Origin of the sequence: Devosia sp. SD17-2, assembly GCF_029201565.1 — a bacterium.
Lineage (GTDB): Bacteria > Pseudomonadota > Alphaproteobacteria > Rhizobiales > Devosiaceae > Devosia.
The window spans coordinates 3,668,367-3,682,556 of the sequence record NZ_CP104002.1 but is presented as its reverse complement, the minus strand read 5'-3'; the positions used below and the strand labels follow the sequence as shown (position 1 = coordinate 3,682,556).

The 14,190-nt window shown below is 63.7% G+C and carries 14 protein-coding genes; 7 read left to right on the top strand and 7 right to left on the bottom strand.

The window, feature by feature from the left end; genetic code table 11:
- Positions 1-5: 5 nt before the first annotated feature.
- A complete protein-coding gene (fliF, locus tag NYQ88_RS18110; protein ID WP_275652488.1) occupies positions 6-1,640 on the bottom strand; it encodes a flagellar basal-body MS-ring/collar protein FliF in 1,635 nt (544 codons plus the stop codon).
- Between the two features lie 154 nt (positions 1,641-1,794).
- On the opposite strand from fliF, the gene NYQ88_RS18105 reads away from it, so the two are divergent.
- Entirely contained in the window at positions 1,795-2,136 is a 342-nt protein-coding gene (locus NYQ88_RS18105; RefSeq protein WP_275652487.1) for a glutathione S-transferase N-terminal domain-containing protein, read from the top strand.
- A complete protein-coding gene (locus tag NYQ88_RS18100; protein WP_275652486.1) occupies positions 2,136-2,414 on the top strand; it encodes a glutathione S-transferase C-terminal domain-containing protein in 279 nt (92 codons plus the stop codon). The genes NYQ88_RS18105 and NYQ88_RS18100 overlap by 1 nt, the downstream gene beginning before the upstream one ends.
- Before the next feature lie 69 nt (positions 2,415-2,483).
- Here the strand turns inward: NYQ88_RS18100 and NYQ88_RS18095 are convergent, their stop codons facing one another.
- The 3 genes from NYQ88_RS18095 to NYQ88_RS18085 all read right to left on the bottom strand — a co-directional run bounded on the left by NYQ88_RS18095 (position 2,484) and on the right by NYQ88_RS18085 (position 5,126).
- Positions 2,484-2,762 (bottom strand): DUF1153 domain-containing protein, encoded by a 279-nt coding sequence (locus NYQ88_RS18095; protein ID WP_275604489.1) that lies wholly within the window; start codon positions 2,760-2,762, stop codon positions 2,484-2,486.
- 270 nt (positions 2,763-3,032) lie between these two features.
- A complete protein-coding gene (locus NYQ88_RS18090; RefSeq protein WP_275652485.1) occupies positions 3,033-3,734 on the bottom strand; it encodes a flagellar hook assembly protein FlgD in 702 nt (233 codons plus the stop codon).
- A gap of 12 nt (positions 3,735-3,746) precedes the next feature.
- On the bottom strand, positions 3,747-5,126 hold the full coding sequence (locus NYQ88_RS18085; RefSeq protein WP_275652484.1) for a flagellar hook-length control protein FliK: 1,380 nt from the start codon (positions 5,124-5,126) through the stop codon (positions 3,747-3,749).
- 256 nt (positions 5,127-5,382) lie between these two features.
- On the opposite strand from NYQ88_RS18085, the gene mnmA reads away from it, so the two are divergent.
- The gene (mnmA, locus tag NYQ88_RS18080) at positions 5,383-6,534 is read left to right on the top strand and encodes a tRNA 2-thiouridine(34) synthase MnmA (RefSeq protein ID WP_275652483.1); all 1,152 of its coding nucleotides are present in this window, start codon (positions 5,383-5,385) and stop codon (positions 6,532-6,534) included.
- Positions 6,535-6,891: 357 nt separating this feature from the next.
- Here mnmA and NYQ88_RS18075 read toward each other — a convergent pair whose 3' ends face one another.
- A complete protein-coding gene (locus NYQ88_RS18075; RefSeq protein WP_275652482.1) occupies positions 6,892-7,080 on the bottom strand; it encodes a hypothetical protein in 189 nt (62 codons plus the stop codon).
- A gap of 150 nt (positions 7,081-7,230) precedes the next feature.
- Here NYQ88_RS18075 and NYQ88_RS18070 point away from each other — a divergent pair, with 150 nt between their 5' ends.
- From NYQ88_RS18070 to NYQ88_RS18060, 3 genes are all read left to right on the top strand, one after another.
- Positions 7,231-7,788 carry an RNA polymerase sigma factor gene (locus tag NYQ88_RS18070; RefSeq protein ID WP_275652481.1) on the top strand — a complete coding sequence of 186 codons (558 nt, stop codon included), beginning with the start codon at positions 7,231-7,233 and terminating at the stop codon, positions 7,786-7,788.
- Positions 7,785-9,827, top strand: coding sequence for a von Willebrand factor type A domain-containing protein (locus tag NYQ88_RS18065; RefSeq protein ID WP_275652480.1), 2,043 nt, complete (start codon positions 7,785-7,787; stop codon positions 9,825-9,827). The genes NYQ88_RS18070 and NYQ88_RS18065 overlap by 4 nt, the downstream gene beginning before the upstream one ends.
- Before the next feature lie 326 nt (positions 9,828-10,153).
- Positions 10,154-10,903 carry a hypothetical protein gene (locus NYQ88_RS18060; RefSeq protein ID WP_275652479.1) on the top strand — a complete coding sequence of 250 codons (750 nt, stop codon included), beginning with the start codon at positions 10,154-10,156 and terminating at the stop codon, positions 10,901-10,903.
- 76 nt (positions 10,904-10,979) lie between these two features.
- Here the strand turns inward: NYQ88_RS18060 and NYQ88_RS18055 are convergent, their stop codons facing one another.
- Complete coding sequence (locus NYQ88_RS18055) at positions 10,980-11,930, bottom strand: ring-cleaving dioxygenase (RefSeq protein ID WP_275652478.1); 951 nt, start codon at positions 11,928-11,930, stop codon at positions 10,980-10,982.
- 212 nt (positions 11,931-12,142) lie between these two features.
- Here NYQ88_RS18055 and NYQ88_RS18050 point away from each other — a divergent pair, with 212 nt between their 5' ends.
- Complete coding sequence (locus NYQ88_RS18050) at positions 12,143-13,717, top strand: histidine kinase dimerization/phosphoacceptor domain -containing protein (RefSeq protein WP_275652477.1); 1,575 nt, start codon at positions 12,143-12,145, stop codon at positions 13,715-13,717.
- Positions 13,718-13,723: 6 nt separating this feature from the next.
- Here the strand turns inward: NYQ88_RS18050 and NYQ88_RS18045 are convergent, their stop codons facing one another.
- Positions 13,724-14,086 (bottom strand): DUF2200 domain-containing protein, encoded by a 363-nt coding sequence (locus NYQ88_RS18045; RefSeq protein WP_275652476.1) that lies wholly within the window; start codon positions 14,084-14,086, stop codon positions 13,724-13,726.
- Positions 14,087-14,190: the final 104 nt, after the last annotated feature.

The window sequence follows — 14,190 nt, the reverse complement described above, 5'->3', positions numbered from 1 at the left end:
ATCAATTACGCCGCGTTGTTGAGCCAGTTGCGCACGACCAGCGCAGCCTGCTTGGGGTTTTCATCGATCAGTTCACCGACTGACTTGAGGGCCTGCATCTGCTGGTCACCCACGGCCTTGGCGTCGGACACCCAGTCGATCGATGCCGGTGCGCTGTGGGCAAGCTGTTCGTCGACCGGGATCACTTGGCCGTCGGCGTCAAGCGTGCCGTTCTGACCCAGCTCGACAGCGGCCGGCAGGGCCAGGGGCCCGGGTTCCGGGCTCATGACCTTCTTGAGCAGCGGACGCAGCACGAAGAACATCAGGGCCAGCGCGATCAGGAGGGTCACGGCCATCTCGGCGCCGTTCATCAGATCGTCGCGGGTGAAGTCGAGCAGGCCTGCATTGGCATCGGTACCCGGCGTCGCCAGCTCGGGACGTTCGGCGAACTGCATGTTCACCACTTCCACGCTGTCGCCACGGTCGGCCGAATAGCCCACTGCCGAGCGCACCAGGGTCAGGATCTGGGCCAACTCGTCGGCGCTGCGCGGCGAATAGGTGATGTTGCCCGCGCCATCGTCGGCATAGGCACCATCGACCACCACGGCAACCGACAGGCGCTTGAGCGAACCCGCTTCGGTAACGGCGGTCTCGGTCTTCTTGGAAATCTCGTAGTTGATGACTTCTTCGGCCGAATTGCCGCGCTCGCCCTGGCCGTCGCCGGCATTGTCGGACGCACCCGGCAGCTCGGTGGCGACCGAGACCTGACCCGAGGCATTGGCCGATTCATTGGCCGCTTCACGGATCTGGGTCGAGCGGACAACCTGGCCGTCCGGATCGAAGGTTTCAGCCGTCACGGTCGAGCGGTTGAAGTCGAGCTCTGCGCTGACTTCGACGCGCGCCCGGCCTGCGCCGACCACATTGGCCAGCATGTCTTCAACGCGGGTCCGCAGGCGGTTCTCAAAACCAAGCGTGCGCTCTTCGGCCTGGCCGGAGAGGGCTCCAAGCCCGGAGTCCTCGGCGCCCGAGGCGAGAAGATTGCCGGCGTCGTCGACGATCGACACGCGCTGCGGGTTGAGACCTTGGATGGCCGACGCCACCATGTGCTGGATGGCGCGGATTTCGCCGGTCGAAAGCGCACCGCGCACCGACAGGACGATCGACGCCGATGGATCCTTGCGTTCGCGGCGGAACAGTTCGCGCTCGGGCAGGACGAGGTGCACGCGGGCACTCTTGATCCGGGCCAGCGAGGAAATGGTGCGCGCCAGTTCGCCTTCGAGGGCTCGAACATTGTTGATGTTCTGGACGAAGCTGGTGGCGCCCAGCGTCGACTGCTGGTCGAAGATCTCATAGCCAACCTGGCCGCGACTGGGCAGGCCTTCGCCGGCCAGGTTCATGCGCAGGGTGGTGATCTGGTCACGGGGGACGAGGATGGTGTCGCCTTCGCCGCGCAGCTCGAACGGAATGTTGAGCGTCTGCAGTTCGGTGACGATGGCCGAGGAGTCTTCAAGGCTCAACCCGCTATAGAGCGGTGCCAGGTTCGGTGTCTGGGCGCGAAGCACCAGAAAGCCGAAGAAGCCAAGGATAAGCACAGCGACTGTGCCCATGGCTGCCAGACGCGGCAAGCCGATGCGATTGATTAGATTGGTAAGACTTTCCACGCTGCCACTCAAGTTCGGACCAGCGCGACCGTCGGAGCCCCCGTCGACCGCTGGGCAAAAATTACCCACCAGATGGTAAACAATGTATTAACCTCCGGTCCCAAAGCGGGATGCGCGGCAATTATTGCCCAGTTGTACAGGGGGAGAATGCGTTGTGATCGAGGTGCTTGGCCGGCTGACGTCGATAAATGTCCGGAAAGTGCTCTGGGCGCTCGATGAACTGGGGGAACCCTATGAGCGGCAGGACTGGGGTCTGCCGCTGCGCGATCCCAATGTCCCGGAGTTCCTGGCGCTCAATCCCAACGCTCAGGTGCCAGTGCTTGTCGATGCCGACGGCACAACGATGTGGGAGAGCAATGCCATTCTCGTCTACCTGGCCCAGACGCGCGGAAAACTTCTGCCCACGCCCCGCCAGGACCTTGCCACGCTCTTCAATGGCTGGGCTGGCAGGCCTCAGAGCTCAATCCGACATGGGGCTATGCGGTCAATGCGCTGATGCGCCGGACCCCGAGATATGACGACCCGGCAGAGATCGCCCGCTCAACCGGGCGCTGGTCATCGAGAATGAAACTGCTTGAAAACGCGCTCGCCGACGGCCGCGCCTTTATTGCCGGCCCGGACTTCACAGTAGCCGATATCGCGCTGGGCCTTTCCATCCATCGCTGGTTCGGCACGCCGTTCGAAAAGCCGGACCTGCCTGCGGTGAAGGCCTACTACGATCGCCTGCGCGCGCGCCCTGCGAGCGCCAATGCGCTCGGCTTGCAAACGCCCTGACAGCGCGACAAACGCAAAACCCCCGCAGGACTTGTGTCCGCGGGGGCCTGCCAGAATATGGCTACACTATCAGCCTTCGCGATAGTGCTGGATCCAGGTGGTCCGAAGACCAGCCAGTCCATGCTTGTCGATTGCCGCCTGCCAGTTCAGAAACTCATCGACGCTCAAAGCATAGCGAGCACAAGCTTCTTCCAAGCTCAGCAATCCACCACGCACGGCGGCCACGACTTCGGCCTTGCGACGGATCACCCAGCGGCGTGTATTGGGAGGAGGCAGGTCCGCAATAGTGAGCGGGCTGCCGTCCGGTCCGATAACGTACTTTACGCGAGGACGCATTTGTACGGTCATTTTACTCTCTACTCAACCTGACCATATGGTGAGGAGAATAGGGTATCGGCCTTAAGAGACCCCTAAGGGGAAACTTACAACAGGTTAAGAATGCTATGAAATTTCAGTCAATTGACCGGGATTCGGACCCGTTCTGGGGCTGAACGCCCCTGATGGGGCGCAGCGGTCCCGCCCGCCTGACCCCGGGGGCCTCGGGCGTCAAACACCCGATGGCCCTCAAATTTGCGCGGCGCTGACTGCCAGTTTCGCTGGCTGGCGCCGCGTCTCGCCTCAGGAAGCGGCCGGTTCTTCATCCGCGACCGGCTTGGCCGGCTCGGCAGCGCGCACTTCCGAAATGTCGCGCAGCGGCACCTTGCTGGCGCCGACAGTAACCATGGTCTCGCGACCCGAGAAGTCCACGGCCGTGACCGTGCCCACCGAGGAGGTGGAGACATTGACGGTCTTGCCTGACAGATTGGTGCCGTCAATGCGGATGGTATAGAGCCCGTCCGGATAGGGCGTGCCGTCCGAACCGATGCCATCCCAGGCAAAGGTGCCTTCCCCGATCCCCAGCGAGCCGGTCTGGGAGTAGACGATGTCACCCGTGGCGTTCTTGATGGTGATATTGGCGTTGGCCACATTGGCGTCGGCATTATAGGCCCAGAGCGCGTGGCTGCCCTTGAGCTGGGTGGTCGAGCCCGACACCGTCACCTGCTTGCCGATATAGGACACCGCGTCGGACCGCTGCGTATTCTGGGTGGTCGTGAGCAGGCTCTCGAGAAACTCATTGGTCTTGAGCTGCTGCTCGACCCCGGTGAACTGCACCAGCTGCTGGGTGAACTGGTTGGTATCCAGCGGGTCCAGCGGGTTCTGGTTCTTCAGCTGCGTGGTCAGGATCTGCAGGAAGGTGTCGAAATTCTGGGCAATCGTGGTGCGCGAGCCGGAGAGAGCCCCATTGCCTGCGCCGCTCGAACCGGAAACGCCGTCGATCATGATTGTACTTCCTTAGGCGACAATGTTGAGGCCGCTGGCTTGCAGCGCCCCACGATAAAGGGTGACGGCGGGCGGAGCCTCGCTGTCTTCGGTTCCCGCTTCGCCCTGGTCGGCCACGCCGCCCTCGCGTTCGGGATGGTCATTCTGGTCGCCGGCAAACGGGTTCTGCTTGAGCGAGAATTCGAGATTGGTCTTGCTGGCGTCGAGCCCGGCCTGCTGCAGCGCCCGTTCAAGCGCGCGCTGGTCGCGCTGCATCAGATCGAGCGTTTCGGCCTTTTCCACCGTCAGCCTGGCATTGACCTGGCCATTGGCGTCGATATCGAGCTTAACGTCGATGCGGCCCAGTTCGGGCGGATCGAGGCGGATCTGGAAGCGCGTATTGCCGCCGTCCACCTGCCGCGCCATTTCAAAGGCGATCTGCGGCAGATTGATCTGCTGCTGGCTGGTCTGGTAGCCGGCCTGAACCACGCGCGGCACGGCGGCCGAGGTGTCCGTCGGCAGCTTGGCCACATCGGTCGGGCTCTGCTGGACGAGGTTGAGCTCGGCTCCATCGGCGCCATTGGCCGCCGGATTGGGGGCAGGGCGCCCCGCATCTGCGCCGGCGGGACGCTCGGCACGCAGCGCGGCCTCGGGCGCAGCGCGCTGGCCCGGTTCCTTGTCAGACACCGCGTCCTTGGACTTGCCATCGGTCGCAGCACCATCCTCGGCCTTGCCGGTCAGCACCGGCTCGGAAAGCTTGAGTGTCGGCTCGGCCAGCTCTGGCTCGGTCGGCACCATCTGGGCAAACTTCTTGGCCGCATCGACGAGCCGGCTGAGGTTCGCCTGGATTTCCGGGTCGAGGGTTTCGGCGTCGGTGCCGAGCGCCTTGGCCAGGAAGTCGGTCAGCTTGGCGAGCAGCTCGCCATCGGCGTCACCCTGGCCACCGGCGACGGCTCCATTGGCCTCGGCCAGTTTCTGCAGCTGCTGGATGAGGCTGGCCATGTCGATGCCCATGGCATCGGCCAGTTCACCCAGCGCGTCCTCGATATCCTTGAGCGGGCTGCCTTCGGCCTGCCCACCCAGGGTGGACACGACAGCGGCAAGCGCTTCGAGCAGAGCCTCGGAGAGCGGCGTCTCCGTTTCGGCAGCGTCGTCTGCTTCACCCGGGACAGCCTCGGCGACGGTCGCTGGCTCGCCTGACACAGCATCGTTCTTGGGCGGCGGCGCATCCCGGTCAGCAGTCTTTGCCGGTGCAGCGGCCGTGTCGGCAGGCTTGTTGTCTGCCGGCTTTGCTTCTGGTTCGACCAGCCGGGCAAACGCGTCGTCCCGCGCATCTGCCTTGTTCGCAACCGGAGCGACAGGCTTTACCGGCGCGGCACCAAATGCGGAAAGAAGTGTCAGATGTGATGCCAAAGCCGAGCGCCTCTCGATAGTCCTATTCTGCAAACGCAATGCAATCCCCTTGCCAACTCGCGATCCCAGAAAATTCTGATTGAGAAACAAGGTGTTGCAAATGTCAGCGCGGTTGCGCTCCAATCCGTTACAGGCAATTAGCGCTCAACTCCCGGCAATTCCTGCCGGGTCCGCCGTTGCAGCCTCCCGCCAAAACGCGTATGAGCACTCCCCATCAATCCGCTGGCCCTTGAACCCAACCGGATAGAGGACAAACATGTTGAATTCGCTTGATATCGCCAAGCGTCCAGAGGACACGCGCGTTGTTGTCGCCATGTCCGGGGGCGTTGACTCTTCCGTCGTTGCCGGCCTGCTCGCCCGCCAGGGCTATGAAGTCGTGGGCATCACTCTCCAGCTTTACGATCATGGCGAGGCCACCCATCGCAAGGGTGCCTGCTGCGCCGGTCAGGACATCCACGATGCCCGCCGCGTCGCCGCCAAGCTGGGCATTCCCCACTACGTTCTCGACTATGAGGAGCGCTTCAAGGCCTCGGTCATTGAACCCTTCGCCAATGCCTATCAGCAGGGCGAAACCCCGGTTCCCTGCATTGCCTGCAACCAGTCCGTGAAGTTCGTCGACCTGATGACGGTTGCGCGCGATCTCGGCGCCGACGTCTTGGCCACGGGCCATTACGTCCAGTCGCGCCTTGGCGACGATGGCCGCCGCCAGCTCTTCCGTCCCGTCGACAGCGAGCGGGATCAGACCTATTTCCTCTTCGCCACCACCCAGGAACAGCTCGATTTCCTGCGCTTCCCCCTGGGCGGCATGGGCAAGGCCGAAGTGCGTGAGTTGGCCCGCGACATGGGTCTCGAGATCGCCGAAAAGCACGACAGCCAGGACATCTGCTTCGTGCCGCAGGGCAAATATGCCGACATCATCCGCAAGATGCACCCCGAAGCCATGGCGACCGGCGAAATCGTCCATCTCGACGGTCGTGTGCTCGGCACCCATGACGGCATCGTCAATTACACCATCGGCCAGCGCAAGGGTCTCGGCGTCGCCGCGGGCGAACCACTCTATGTGGTCAAACTCGATCACCGCACCGGCCGTGTCATCGTCGGCCCGCGCGAAGCGCTAAAGACCCACACGGTGCGCCTGCGCAACGTCAACTGGCTGGGCAGCGTCCCGCTCGCCGAAGCCAGCGCCGGCAATGGCGCCCCTGTGGAAGTCAAAGTCCGCTCTACCCGCGGCCCACAGCCTGCCGTCATCCAGATGCAGGACGGGGAAGTCTACGTCACCCTCGTCTCAGGCGAATACGGCATCTCCCCCGGCCAGGCCTGCGTCTTCTACACCGACGACAGCCAGACCTCAGAAGTTTTAGGCGGCGGCTTTATTGCTGAAGCAGTGCCCCAGGCCCTGGTGGCCTGAAAACCCCCACCTGACCTCCCCCTGATAGGGGGGAGGAGCCCATCCAGTGTGCCGCGATGCCGGTGAGCCACCGAAGGCTCCCTCCCCCTTGTGGGGAGGGTTGGGGTGGGGGTGTCCGCCGCTTCCGCCCCACAAAACCCTCAGCTTCACCGTCCCCTCGCCCCTCCGGGGAGAGGGTCAGGGTGAGGGGAACCCCGCCGCAAAAGAAATGCTGCTTAAGGCCCGAGGCCCCGCCGCCGCCAATCCATCACTCTGAGATAGTCGTGAAGTCATGAGGGGCTTCCGCCTCCCCGATGCGTCCCTCCCCCTGCCAGGGGGAGGCTAGGTGGGGGTAATCCCCTTCAAACACACAAAAACCTACTGCGCCGGCTCCACCTGCTCGGCACTCGGCGTTTTGGCCGCATTGGCGGCTTCCTTGAGCGCATTATACGTCCCCAGCCCGCCCGAAAACATCGAGATGCTGATCAGCAGCACCAGCGCGCCCAGCGCCAGAATGATAATCCGTGTTGAATTGAGTTTGAACGGGCTCTCTGGCTTGTCTGTCATGATCTTGGCCTTTCGCAGCGTCGACGTCAGCCTTCTATAGGCCCCCGTGCACAGCTTCACAAAAATATCTCGGCCCCGACCCAAAGGAAGTTTCCGGCGCCGGCGTCTTAGCCTCTAATTAAGCCAAAGAGGCCAGATGTGCATGCTGCCATGATGGGACTGACTGCCGCACCACCGCTCGATCCCGCAACGGCACTAGCCGAGGCGCTGGTCCGGCGCGCGCAGAACGGGGACTCCGATGCTTTTGCCGAGCTTTTGGAAACCCATTACGACCGCATCTATCGGACCGCCTGGCGCTGGTGCGGCAATCGCGACGATGCCGAGGATATCGCCCAGGATGTCTGCATAAAACTTGGCGGGGCCATTTCCGGCTTCGATGGGCGCAGCGCCTTTTCCTCCTGGGTCTATCGCATCACGCTCAATGCGGTGCGCGATTGGCAGCGCGCCGGCCAGCGCAGGGGGCGACATGCGAAAAGCTATGCCGAGATAACACCCTCCGAGGCCGAGCCGGACCAGGAGGCTGCCACCACCAACCGCGAACTCTGGGCCGCCGTCCGCACCCTGCCGGAAAAACAGCGCGACGCCGTGCTCCTCGTCTATGCCGAGGAGCTGAGCCACGCCGAAGCCGCCGATATCATGGGCATCCGGGAGGCGACCATTTCCTACCATGTGCACGAAGCCCGCAAGACATTGAGGGGGCTGCTATGAGCCACCACGACCACGATCCGTTCGACGCCCTGAAATCGACAACGCCGCCGCCAGTGCGTCCAGATGCCCGCGCTGCCGCCCTCGCCGCGGCCCGCGCCGCCTATGATGACGCCCAGGAAGAAGAGCAGGCAAAAAAATCTGCCGCCCCATCCAAAGGAAATTCCGGGGGCTGGCGTCTCACGTCCATCATCGCCTCCTTGAAGGGATTTTCGATCATGGACGCCCGCATTCCTCTCGGCACCGCCGCCGTCGCCCTGCTGCTCTTCCCGCTCGGGCTGCAGTTTTACAATTCCACCGCGCTGACCCCGGTCGGTGGTGCCGCCCACGATCCGGCCCCGGCCGTGATCTCCGACACCGCCGGGCAAGCTCCCGTGCTGGTCGAAACCCAACCCGCTCCGCCCGAGCCTGCTCAGGAGGCCGAAGCGATGATCGCCGATGCCGTCATGCCCTCGCCGCAGGACAAAATGGCCGAAGCCCCCATGGTGCGCGCGCCTGCGCCGATCTCGCCCTCCATCGCGCTTCAAACGGCGGCGGCCCCCAGCCCGGCCGCGGGCCAGATGCTGACGCGCAATTCCGTCGACAATTTCGGCTATGCCCCTGCGGCTGAACCCAGCGGCGATAGCTTCACCAGCTTCGACGAGCAGCGCCTCAAGGCCGTTGCCGACGAACCTGTTTCGACCTTCTCCATCGATGTCGATACAGCCAGCTATGCCTATGTTCGGCGCCAGCTCGAGGACGGCTATCTCCCCGAAGCCGATGCGATCCGCATCGAGGAATTGCTCAATTATTTCCCCTATGACTACGCCGCGCCCGCCAGCGCCGATGTGCCGTTCCAGCCGACCCTGAAAGTCTTCCCCACGCCGTGGAACGACAAAACCCAGCTGCTCGAGATCGGCATCAAGGGCTTCGAGCCGCCCGTGGGCGCCGACACAAAGTCCAATCTGGTCTTTCTCATCGATACCTCAGGCTCGATGGATGCGCCCGACAAGCTCCCGCTTTTGAAGCGCGCCTTTGCGCTTCTGCTCGACAAACTCTCGGCCAATGACACGGTGTCCATCGTGGCCTATGCCGGCTCGGCCGGCATCGTGCTCGAGCCGACCTCTGCCGACAACAAGGCGAAAATCCTCTCGGCGCTCGACGGCCTCTCGGCTGGTGGCAGCACAGCCGGGGCTGAAGGCATCGAACTGGCCTATCGCCTCGCCGAAGAAGCAAGGGTGGAGGGCACCAATCGCGTCATCCTCGCCACCGATGGCGATTTCAATGTGGGCATCGACGACCCTGAGGCACTCGAAGATTTCATCGCCGAAAAGCGCCAGACCGGCACCAGCCTTTCCATCCTCGGCTTCGGTCGCGGCAATCTTGATGACGCGACCATGCAGGCCCTTGCCCAGAACGGCAATGGAAATGCCAGCTACATCTCGAGCTTTGCCGAAGCCAAAAAAGTGCTGGTCGAGGAAATCGGCGGCACGCTCCACACCATCGCCCAGGACGTCAAAATCCAGGTCGAGTTCAACCCAGCAGTGATCGCCGAATACCGCCTCATCGGCTACGAAACCCGCGCCCTCAACCGCGAGGATTTCAACAATGACGCGGTGGATGCGGGCGATATCGGTGCCGGCCACACCGTTACCGCGCTCTATGAAATCACCCCGGTCGGCTCGGGCGGCGAACAGATCGATCCCCTCCGCTATGGCGAAAATGCCACCACCAGCGGGGCAGGGGAGGAGCTCGCCTTCCTCAAGATGCGCTACAAACTCCCCGGCGAAACGGTCAGCCAGCTCATCGAAGAGCCGGTCACCGCCGATGTGGTCTATGATGACATCACCACCGCTGGCCCCGACGCCCAGTTCGCCGCCGCAATTGCGGCCTTCGGCCAAAAGCTGAAGTCCAGCGTCTACGGCTCCGCCATGACATGGGCCGAAATCGAAGCCCTCGCCCGCGCCGGCCGCGGAGACGACGAAGGCGGCTACCGCGCCGAATTCCTCCGCCTCGTCTCCACCGCCGCCCTCCTCAAACCCGACACGACAACGGCGCGCTGAGGCACTAGGGGCTCACCACCACCCGCGCCCAAAAACGCGATCGGCCTCCCTCCCCCTCGTGGGGAGGGATTGAGGGTGGGGGGCTTACGTTTCCACCACTAAGCCAACCCCAATCTCGATCTGTCCCTCCCCCTACCAGGGGGAGGCCAGGTGGGGGTATTCCTCCGCCTCCGCCTCCGCCTCCGCCTCCACCAGCCCGTCCCCTCCTGCGTCCCCTCGCCCCTCCGGGGAGAGGGCCAGGGTGAGGGGACCTATCGGCCTCCCCACTCCCTTCCCCCCACTAGCCCCGCCATGCCAAACTCTCCCCACCATCGGAGAACACTCAATTGCGCGGCTTTGACTTCACTTCCTGGCAGGGGATCCTGACCTCGCTGATCGGCATCGCGCTTTTTGCGCTCATCGGCATCGGCATTCGCCTCGTCATGATGACCACCATCCAGCAGCGCCAGCAGCGGATGAACCGCCAGATCAACGAGCGCCTCAAAACCCTCATCGCCGCTTACAAGGTGCTCGGCGGCTCCTTCACCGGCCGCCTCTCCGTCGATCCCCGCCATCTCCGCGATATCCGCGCCGCCGAAAAGGCCGCGGCCGAAGCCGGTGGCGAGGCTGTCCCACCCCGCACCATGAGCGACGAGACGTTCGAGCGCGTTCGTCAGGTGCGCGACAATGTCGAGGCCGCCCTCTCAGACATCATCCTGCTCGGCACCGACGAACATGTGCGTCTGGCTGAAAAAGTCGCGCGCGAGCTCGTCGCCGGCAACCAGGTCCACACCCACGACCTCGTCGTGTCCCTGCGCAATTTCATCCGCCAGGCCCTAGATCTCACCCCGATCCCCGCCGATCTCGAAATCCCCATGCAGGGCCCGACCCGTCCCGCCAGCGCCGGCGGTGGCCGTGGCGGTCGCGGTGGCCAGCCGGGCGGTCAGGGCCGCGAAGGTGGCGGAGGCGGGCAGGGCGGCGGCGGTGCCGGCGGCGCAGGCGGTGGCGGCATGGGGATGGGCATGGGCATGGGAATGGGAATGGGAATGGGCGGCCGCGCCGCCGACGATGCCATCTCCCCACCCCCCGGCGTCTAGGCCGCCAGTCGCCACTCGTCGCTGCATAAAACAAAAAAGCCCTCCCCGAGGGAGGGCTCTTTCTTGGCTATGACGCTTAGTCGAGCGGCTTCAGACCGGCCTCGATCTGGGCCCGGTGCGGTTCGAGGAAGGGCGGCAGGGCCAGCGTTTCCCCCAGGCTCTCCATCGGCTCGTCCGCGGCAAAGCCGGGCACGTCGGTGGCAATCTCGAACAGGATCCCGTTCGGCTCGCGGAAATAGAGCGAGGTGAAATAGAACCGTTCCACCTCTCCCGAGGAACGGATGCCAAAGCTGTTCACCCGTTCGATCCACTCGCGCAGGCTGTCCTGGTCCGGCGTGCGGAAGGCAACGTGGTGCACGCCACCGGCGCCGGGCCGCACCCGCGGCAGGCTCGGATCGACCGAAACATGCAGCTCGGCTGCCGGGCCGCCCGGACCCATTTCATAGACGAACACTTCGCCATTGCGCTCGCGGGCCGGGTAATTGCGCACCTGGCGCATGTTCATCACCTTCGTCAGCATCACGTCGGTCGGCTCGAGTTTTGGCACCGACAGGGTGATCGGCCCCAGCCCGATGATCTGCTTGTCTACCGGCACGGGCGACTTGGCCCAGGGCACGACCTTGTTGCTGCCGTCGACGACAAGACGGAAGCGCTGGCCTTCAAAATCCTCGAAGTCGAGCGAGGTGTGACCGAAGCGTTCCTTGATGCCCGAGGTCGAGACCTGATGGGCTTCCAGATGGTCCTTCCACCACTTCAGCGTTTCCTCGCTGTCGACGCGCAGCCCGGTGCGGCCAACGCTGTGGTTGCCGCGCTGCTCGCGCAGCGTGTTGAAGTCAAAGAAGGTCAGGTCCGCGCCGGGAGAGGCCACGCCGTCGCCATAGAACAGGTGATAGGCCGAGGTGTCGTCCTGGTTCACCGTCTTCTTGATCAGGCGCATGCCAAGGGTCTGGGTATAGAACTTGAGATTGCGCGGTGCGTCGGCGGTCACGGCGGTCAGATGGTGGATGCCGCCAAGTTCGAGGGTCATTTTCGTCTCCCAATTGCTGCGGCGTCTGGCGCCGTGTTCGAGGAGGAATGTAGAACTCTGGCACCTTCTTGCCTAGAAAGCCAATCGCAACGCACTGGTGTCGTTTCTTGAACGATGAGCGCGCAGGCCGCGAGCGCGGAGCAATCCATTTTTGTAGGCTATCCCCGACTGTTATCCTGGGCTAGCATCCTCTCGACTTAGGGAGCGCATCGATGTTTCGGGCCAGACGAATACCTCCCGCCGATCCACCTGGCGCCACAAGCCGCCCGCGCTCCAGTGGTCAGTTTATCGGTTTTCTTTACGCCGCCCTCGTCACCCTCGCTCTGGGGATTGCGGCCATTTCCTTCACCTTCGACTACCAGCGCACCCGCGACGACCTCGAAAACCGCGTCGAGGCTTACGCAGTGTCGCTCGCCACCGATGTCCGCTGGTATGTGGAAGTCGCTCGCCAGACGCTCAGCCGCGTCGCCGAACAACTGGGTCCCGTGTCGAGCGATGTGGATTCCACCCGCACCCTTGTCGCCGCCCTGTCCGACCTGCCCGATGGCGTCACCATGATCATCTATGACGCCGAGGGCAATTCCCGCGAGTTCATCGGGCTGACGGCCCGCCCCGTCAATATCAGTGATCGGCAATATTTCGGCCAGATGCGCGACGGACAGAACTGGGTCATCTCCAATCTCATCACCGATCGGGTCACTGGCAACAAGACCTTCGCCATAGGCCTTGCCCTGCGCAGCCATGGCGTGTTCCAGGGGGCAGCGGTTGCCTATGCGCCTCCCGATATCCTCAGCCACGCCTGGGTCGGCATCGGCGGCGATTCCAATGCTTTCGTTGTCCACCGCGGCGGCTGGATAACCGCTCGCCTGCCGCCCATCGATACCGAAGTCTATGACAACACGGTGTCCCAGGAGTTCGTCGGCAATTTCACCGCCAGCCCGACTGGCGTCTACTGGGCGCCGGCCTCTCCCATCGATGGGGTCACGCGCGTGCTGGGCTATTCCAGCGTCGAGGCCGCCCCGCTCATTGCCGTCATCGGCGTCGATCCCCAGGTCGAGCTTGGCCAGTTCTGGTCGCGCGTCGGCGTCACGCTGGCCACCCTGGCGCCAATCCTGATCCTTCTCGGGGTCGCCTCCTGGCACATGCGGGGCCTCGCCATGCAGCAGGAACGCACTGGCCGCAAGCTGGCGACATCCCTCGCGCGCAACGAGAGCCTCCTCCTCGAGATCCACCACCGGATCAAGAACAATCTCCAGTCCGTACTCTCCCTCGTGCGCACCCAGGTGCGCAATCCGGATATCCTCGCCGAGATCGAGCCGCGCATCGCCGCCATGGTCTCGGTGCACGAGCACATCTATCGCAATATCGATTTCGTCCAGGCGCCGGCGCGCAGCTACATTACCGACATCGCCAGCAAGGTGATCTATGCCAGCTCCGAGCAGATCCGCCTCGAAACGGCCATCGCCGATGTCGATCTGCCCAGCGAAATCGTCATGCCCATCGGCCAGCTCGTCAACGAGGCGATCATCAACGCCGTCAAATATGGCTATCCCGACGGACGCTCGGGCACGATTTCCATCCGCATGGAGGTCGACGCGTCCGGCATGGCCGACCTTTCCATCCACAATGATGGCGACCCGCTGCCCGAACGCAAGGCGAGCGGCATTGGCCGCCGCCTGATGGAATCCTTTGCCGCCCAGGCGCGCGGAACCCTCCACACCGCCTCCTCGGCCGATGGCGTCACCGTCAGCCTCAGATTTCCCCTTGGCCCCCCTGAAGAAGCCTGAGGCGTCTCAGGCCGAACGCAGGATCTTCGCCATGGCCTTGCCGTTGGCCACTTCGTCCACCAGCTTGTCCATATAGCGGATGTTCTGCATCGTCCTGTCTTCGATCTCTTCCACCCGCACGCCGCAGATAGCACCCTTGATCAGCTCCCGCGCCTGGTTCATGGCCGGGGCCTTGTCAAAGAAATTGCCCAGCGTCTGGCCCTCATCCATCGCCGCTGTAAGGCTTGCCTCATTGTGCCCGGTCAGCCAGCAGATCACCTGGTCGACCTCTTCGCGCGTATGCCCCTTGCGCTCCACCTTCGCCACATAGAGTTCGTGGATGCTGGCCACCGAATATCCGAAGACGCGGTCGTAATTGGTCGTTTTCATGCCTGGCTCCCGGTTGTCGCCATCATACGCCGCCCGCGCCCCTCCCGAAAACCCCCGCGAAAACCGCTGCCCCCTCCGCTTTTTCCGCCCCCATTGCCGCGCCA

Coding starts and splice junctions, on each gene's coding strand:
- NYQ88_RS18090 (WP_275652485.1), bottom strand. CDS start 3,734: ATGATCGACGGCGTTTCCGGTTCGAGCGGCGCAGGCAATGGGGCTCTC.
- NYQ88_RS18055 (WP_275652478.1), bottom strand. CDS start 11,930: ATGACCCTCGAACTTGGCGGCATCCACCATCTGACCGCCGTGACCGCC.
- NYQ88_RS18045 (WP_275652476.1), bottom strand. CDS start 14,086: ATGAAAACGACCAATTACGACCGCGTCTTCGGATATTCGGTGGCCAGC.
- NYQ88_RS18100 (WP_275652486.1), top strand. CDS start 2,136: ATGCGCCGGACCCCGAGATATGACGACCCGGCAGAGATCGCCCGCTCA.
- NYQ88_RS18075 (WP_275652482.1), bottom strand. CDS start 7,080: ATGACAGACAAGCCAGAGAGCCCGTTCAAACTCAATTCAACACGGATT.
- NYQ88_RS18050 (WP_275652477.1), top strand. CDS start 12,143: ATGTTTCGGGCCAGACGAATACCTCCCGCCGATCCACCTGGCGCCACA.
- NYQ88_RS18095 (WP_275604489.1), bottom strand. CDS start 2,762: ATGACCGTACAAATGCGTCCTCGCGTAAAGTACGTTATCGGACCGGAC.
- NYQ88_RS18070 (WP_275652481.1), top strand. CDS start 7,231: ATGATGGGACTGACTGCCGCACCACCGCTCGATCCCGCAACGGCACTA.
- NYQ88_RS18065 (WP_275652480.1), top strand. CDS start 7,785: ATGAGCCACCACGACCACGATCCGTTCGACGCCCTGAAATCGACAACG.
- mnmA (WP_275652483.1), top strand. CDS start 5,383: ATGTTGAATTCGCTTGATATCGCCAAGCGTCCAGAGGACACGCGCGTT.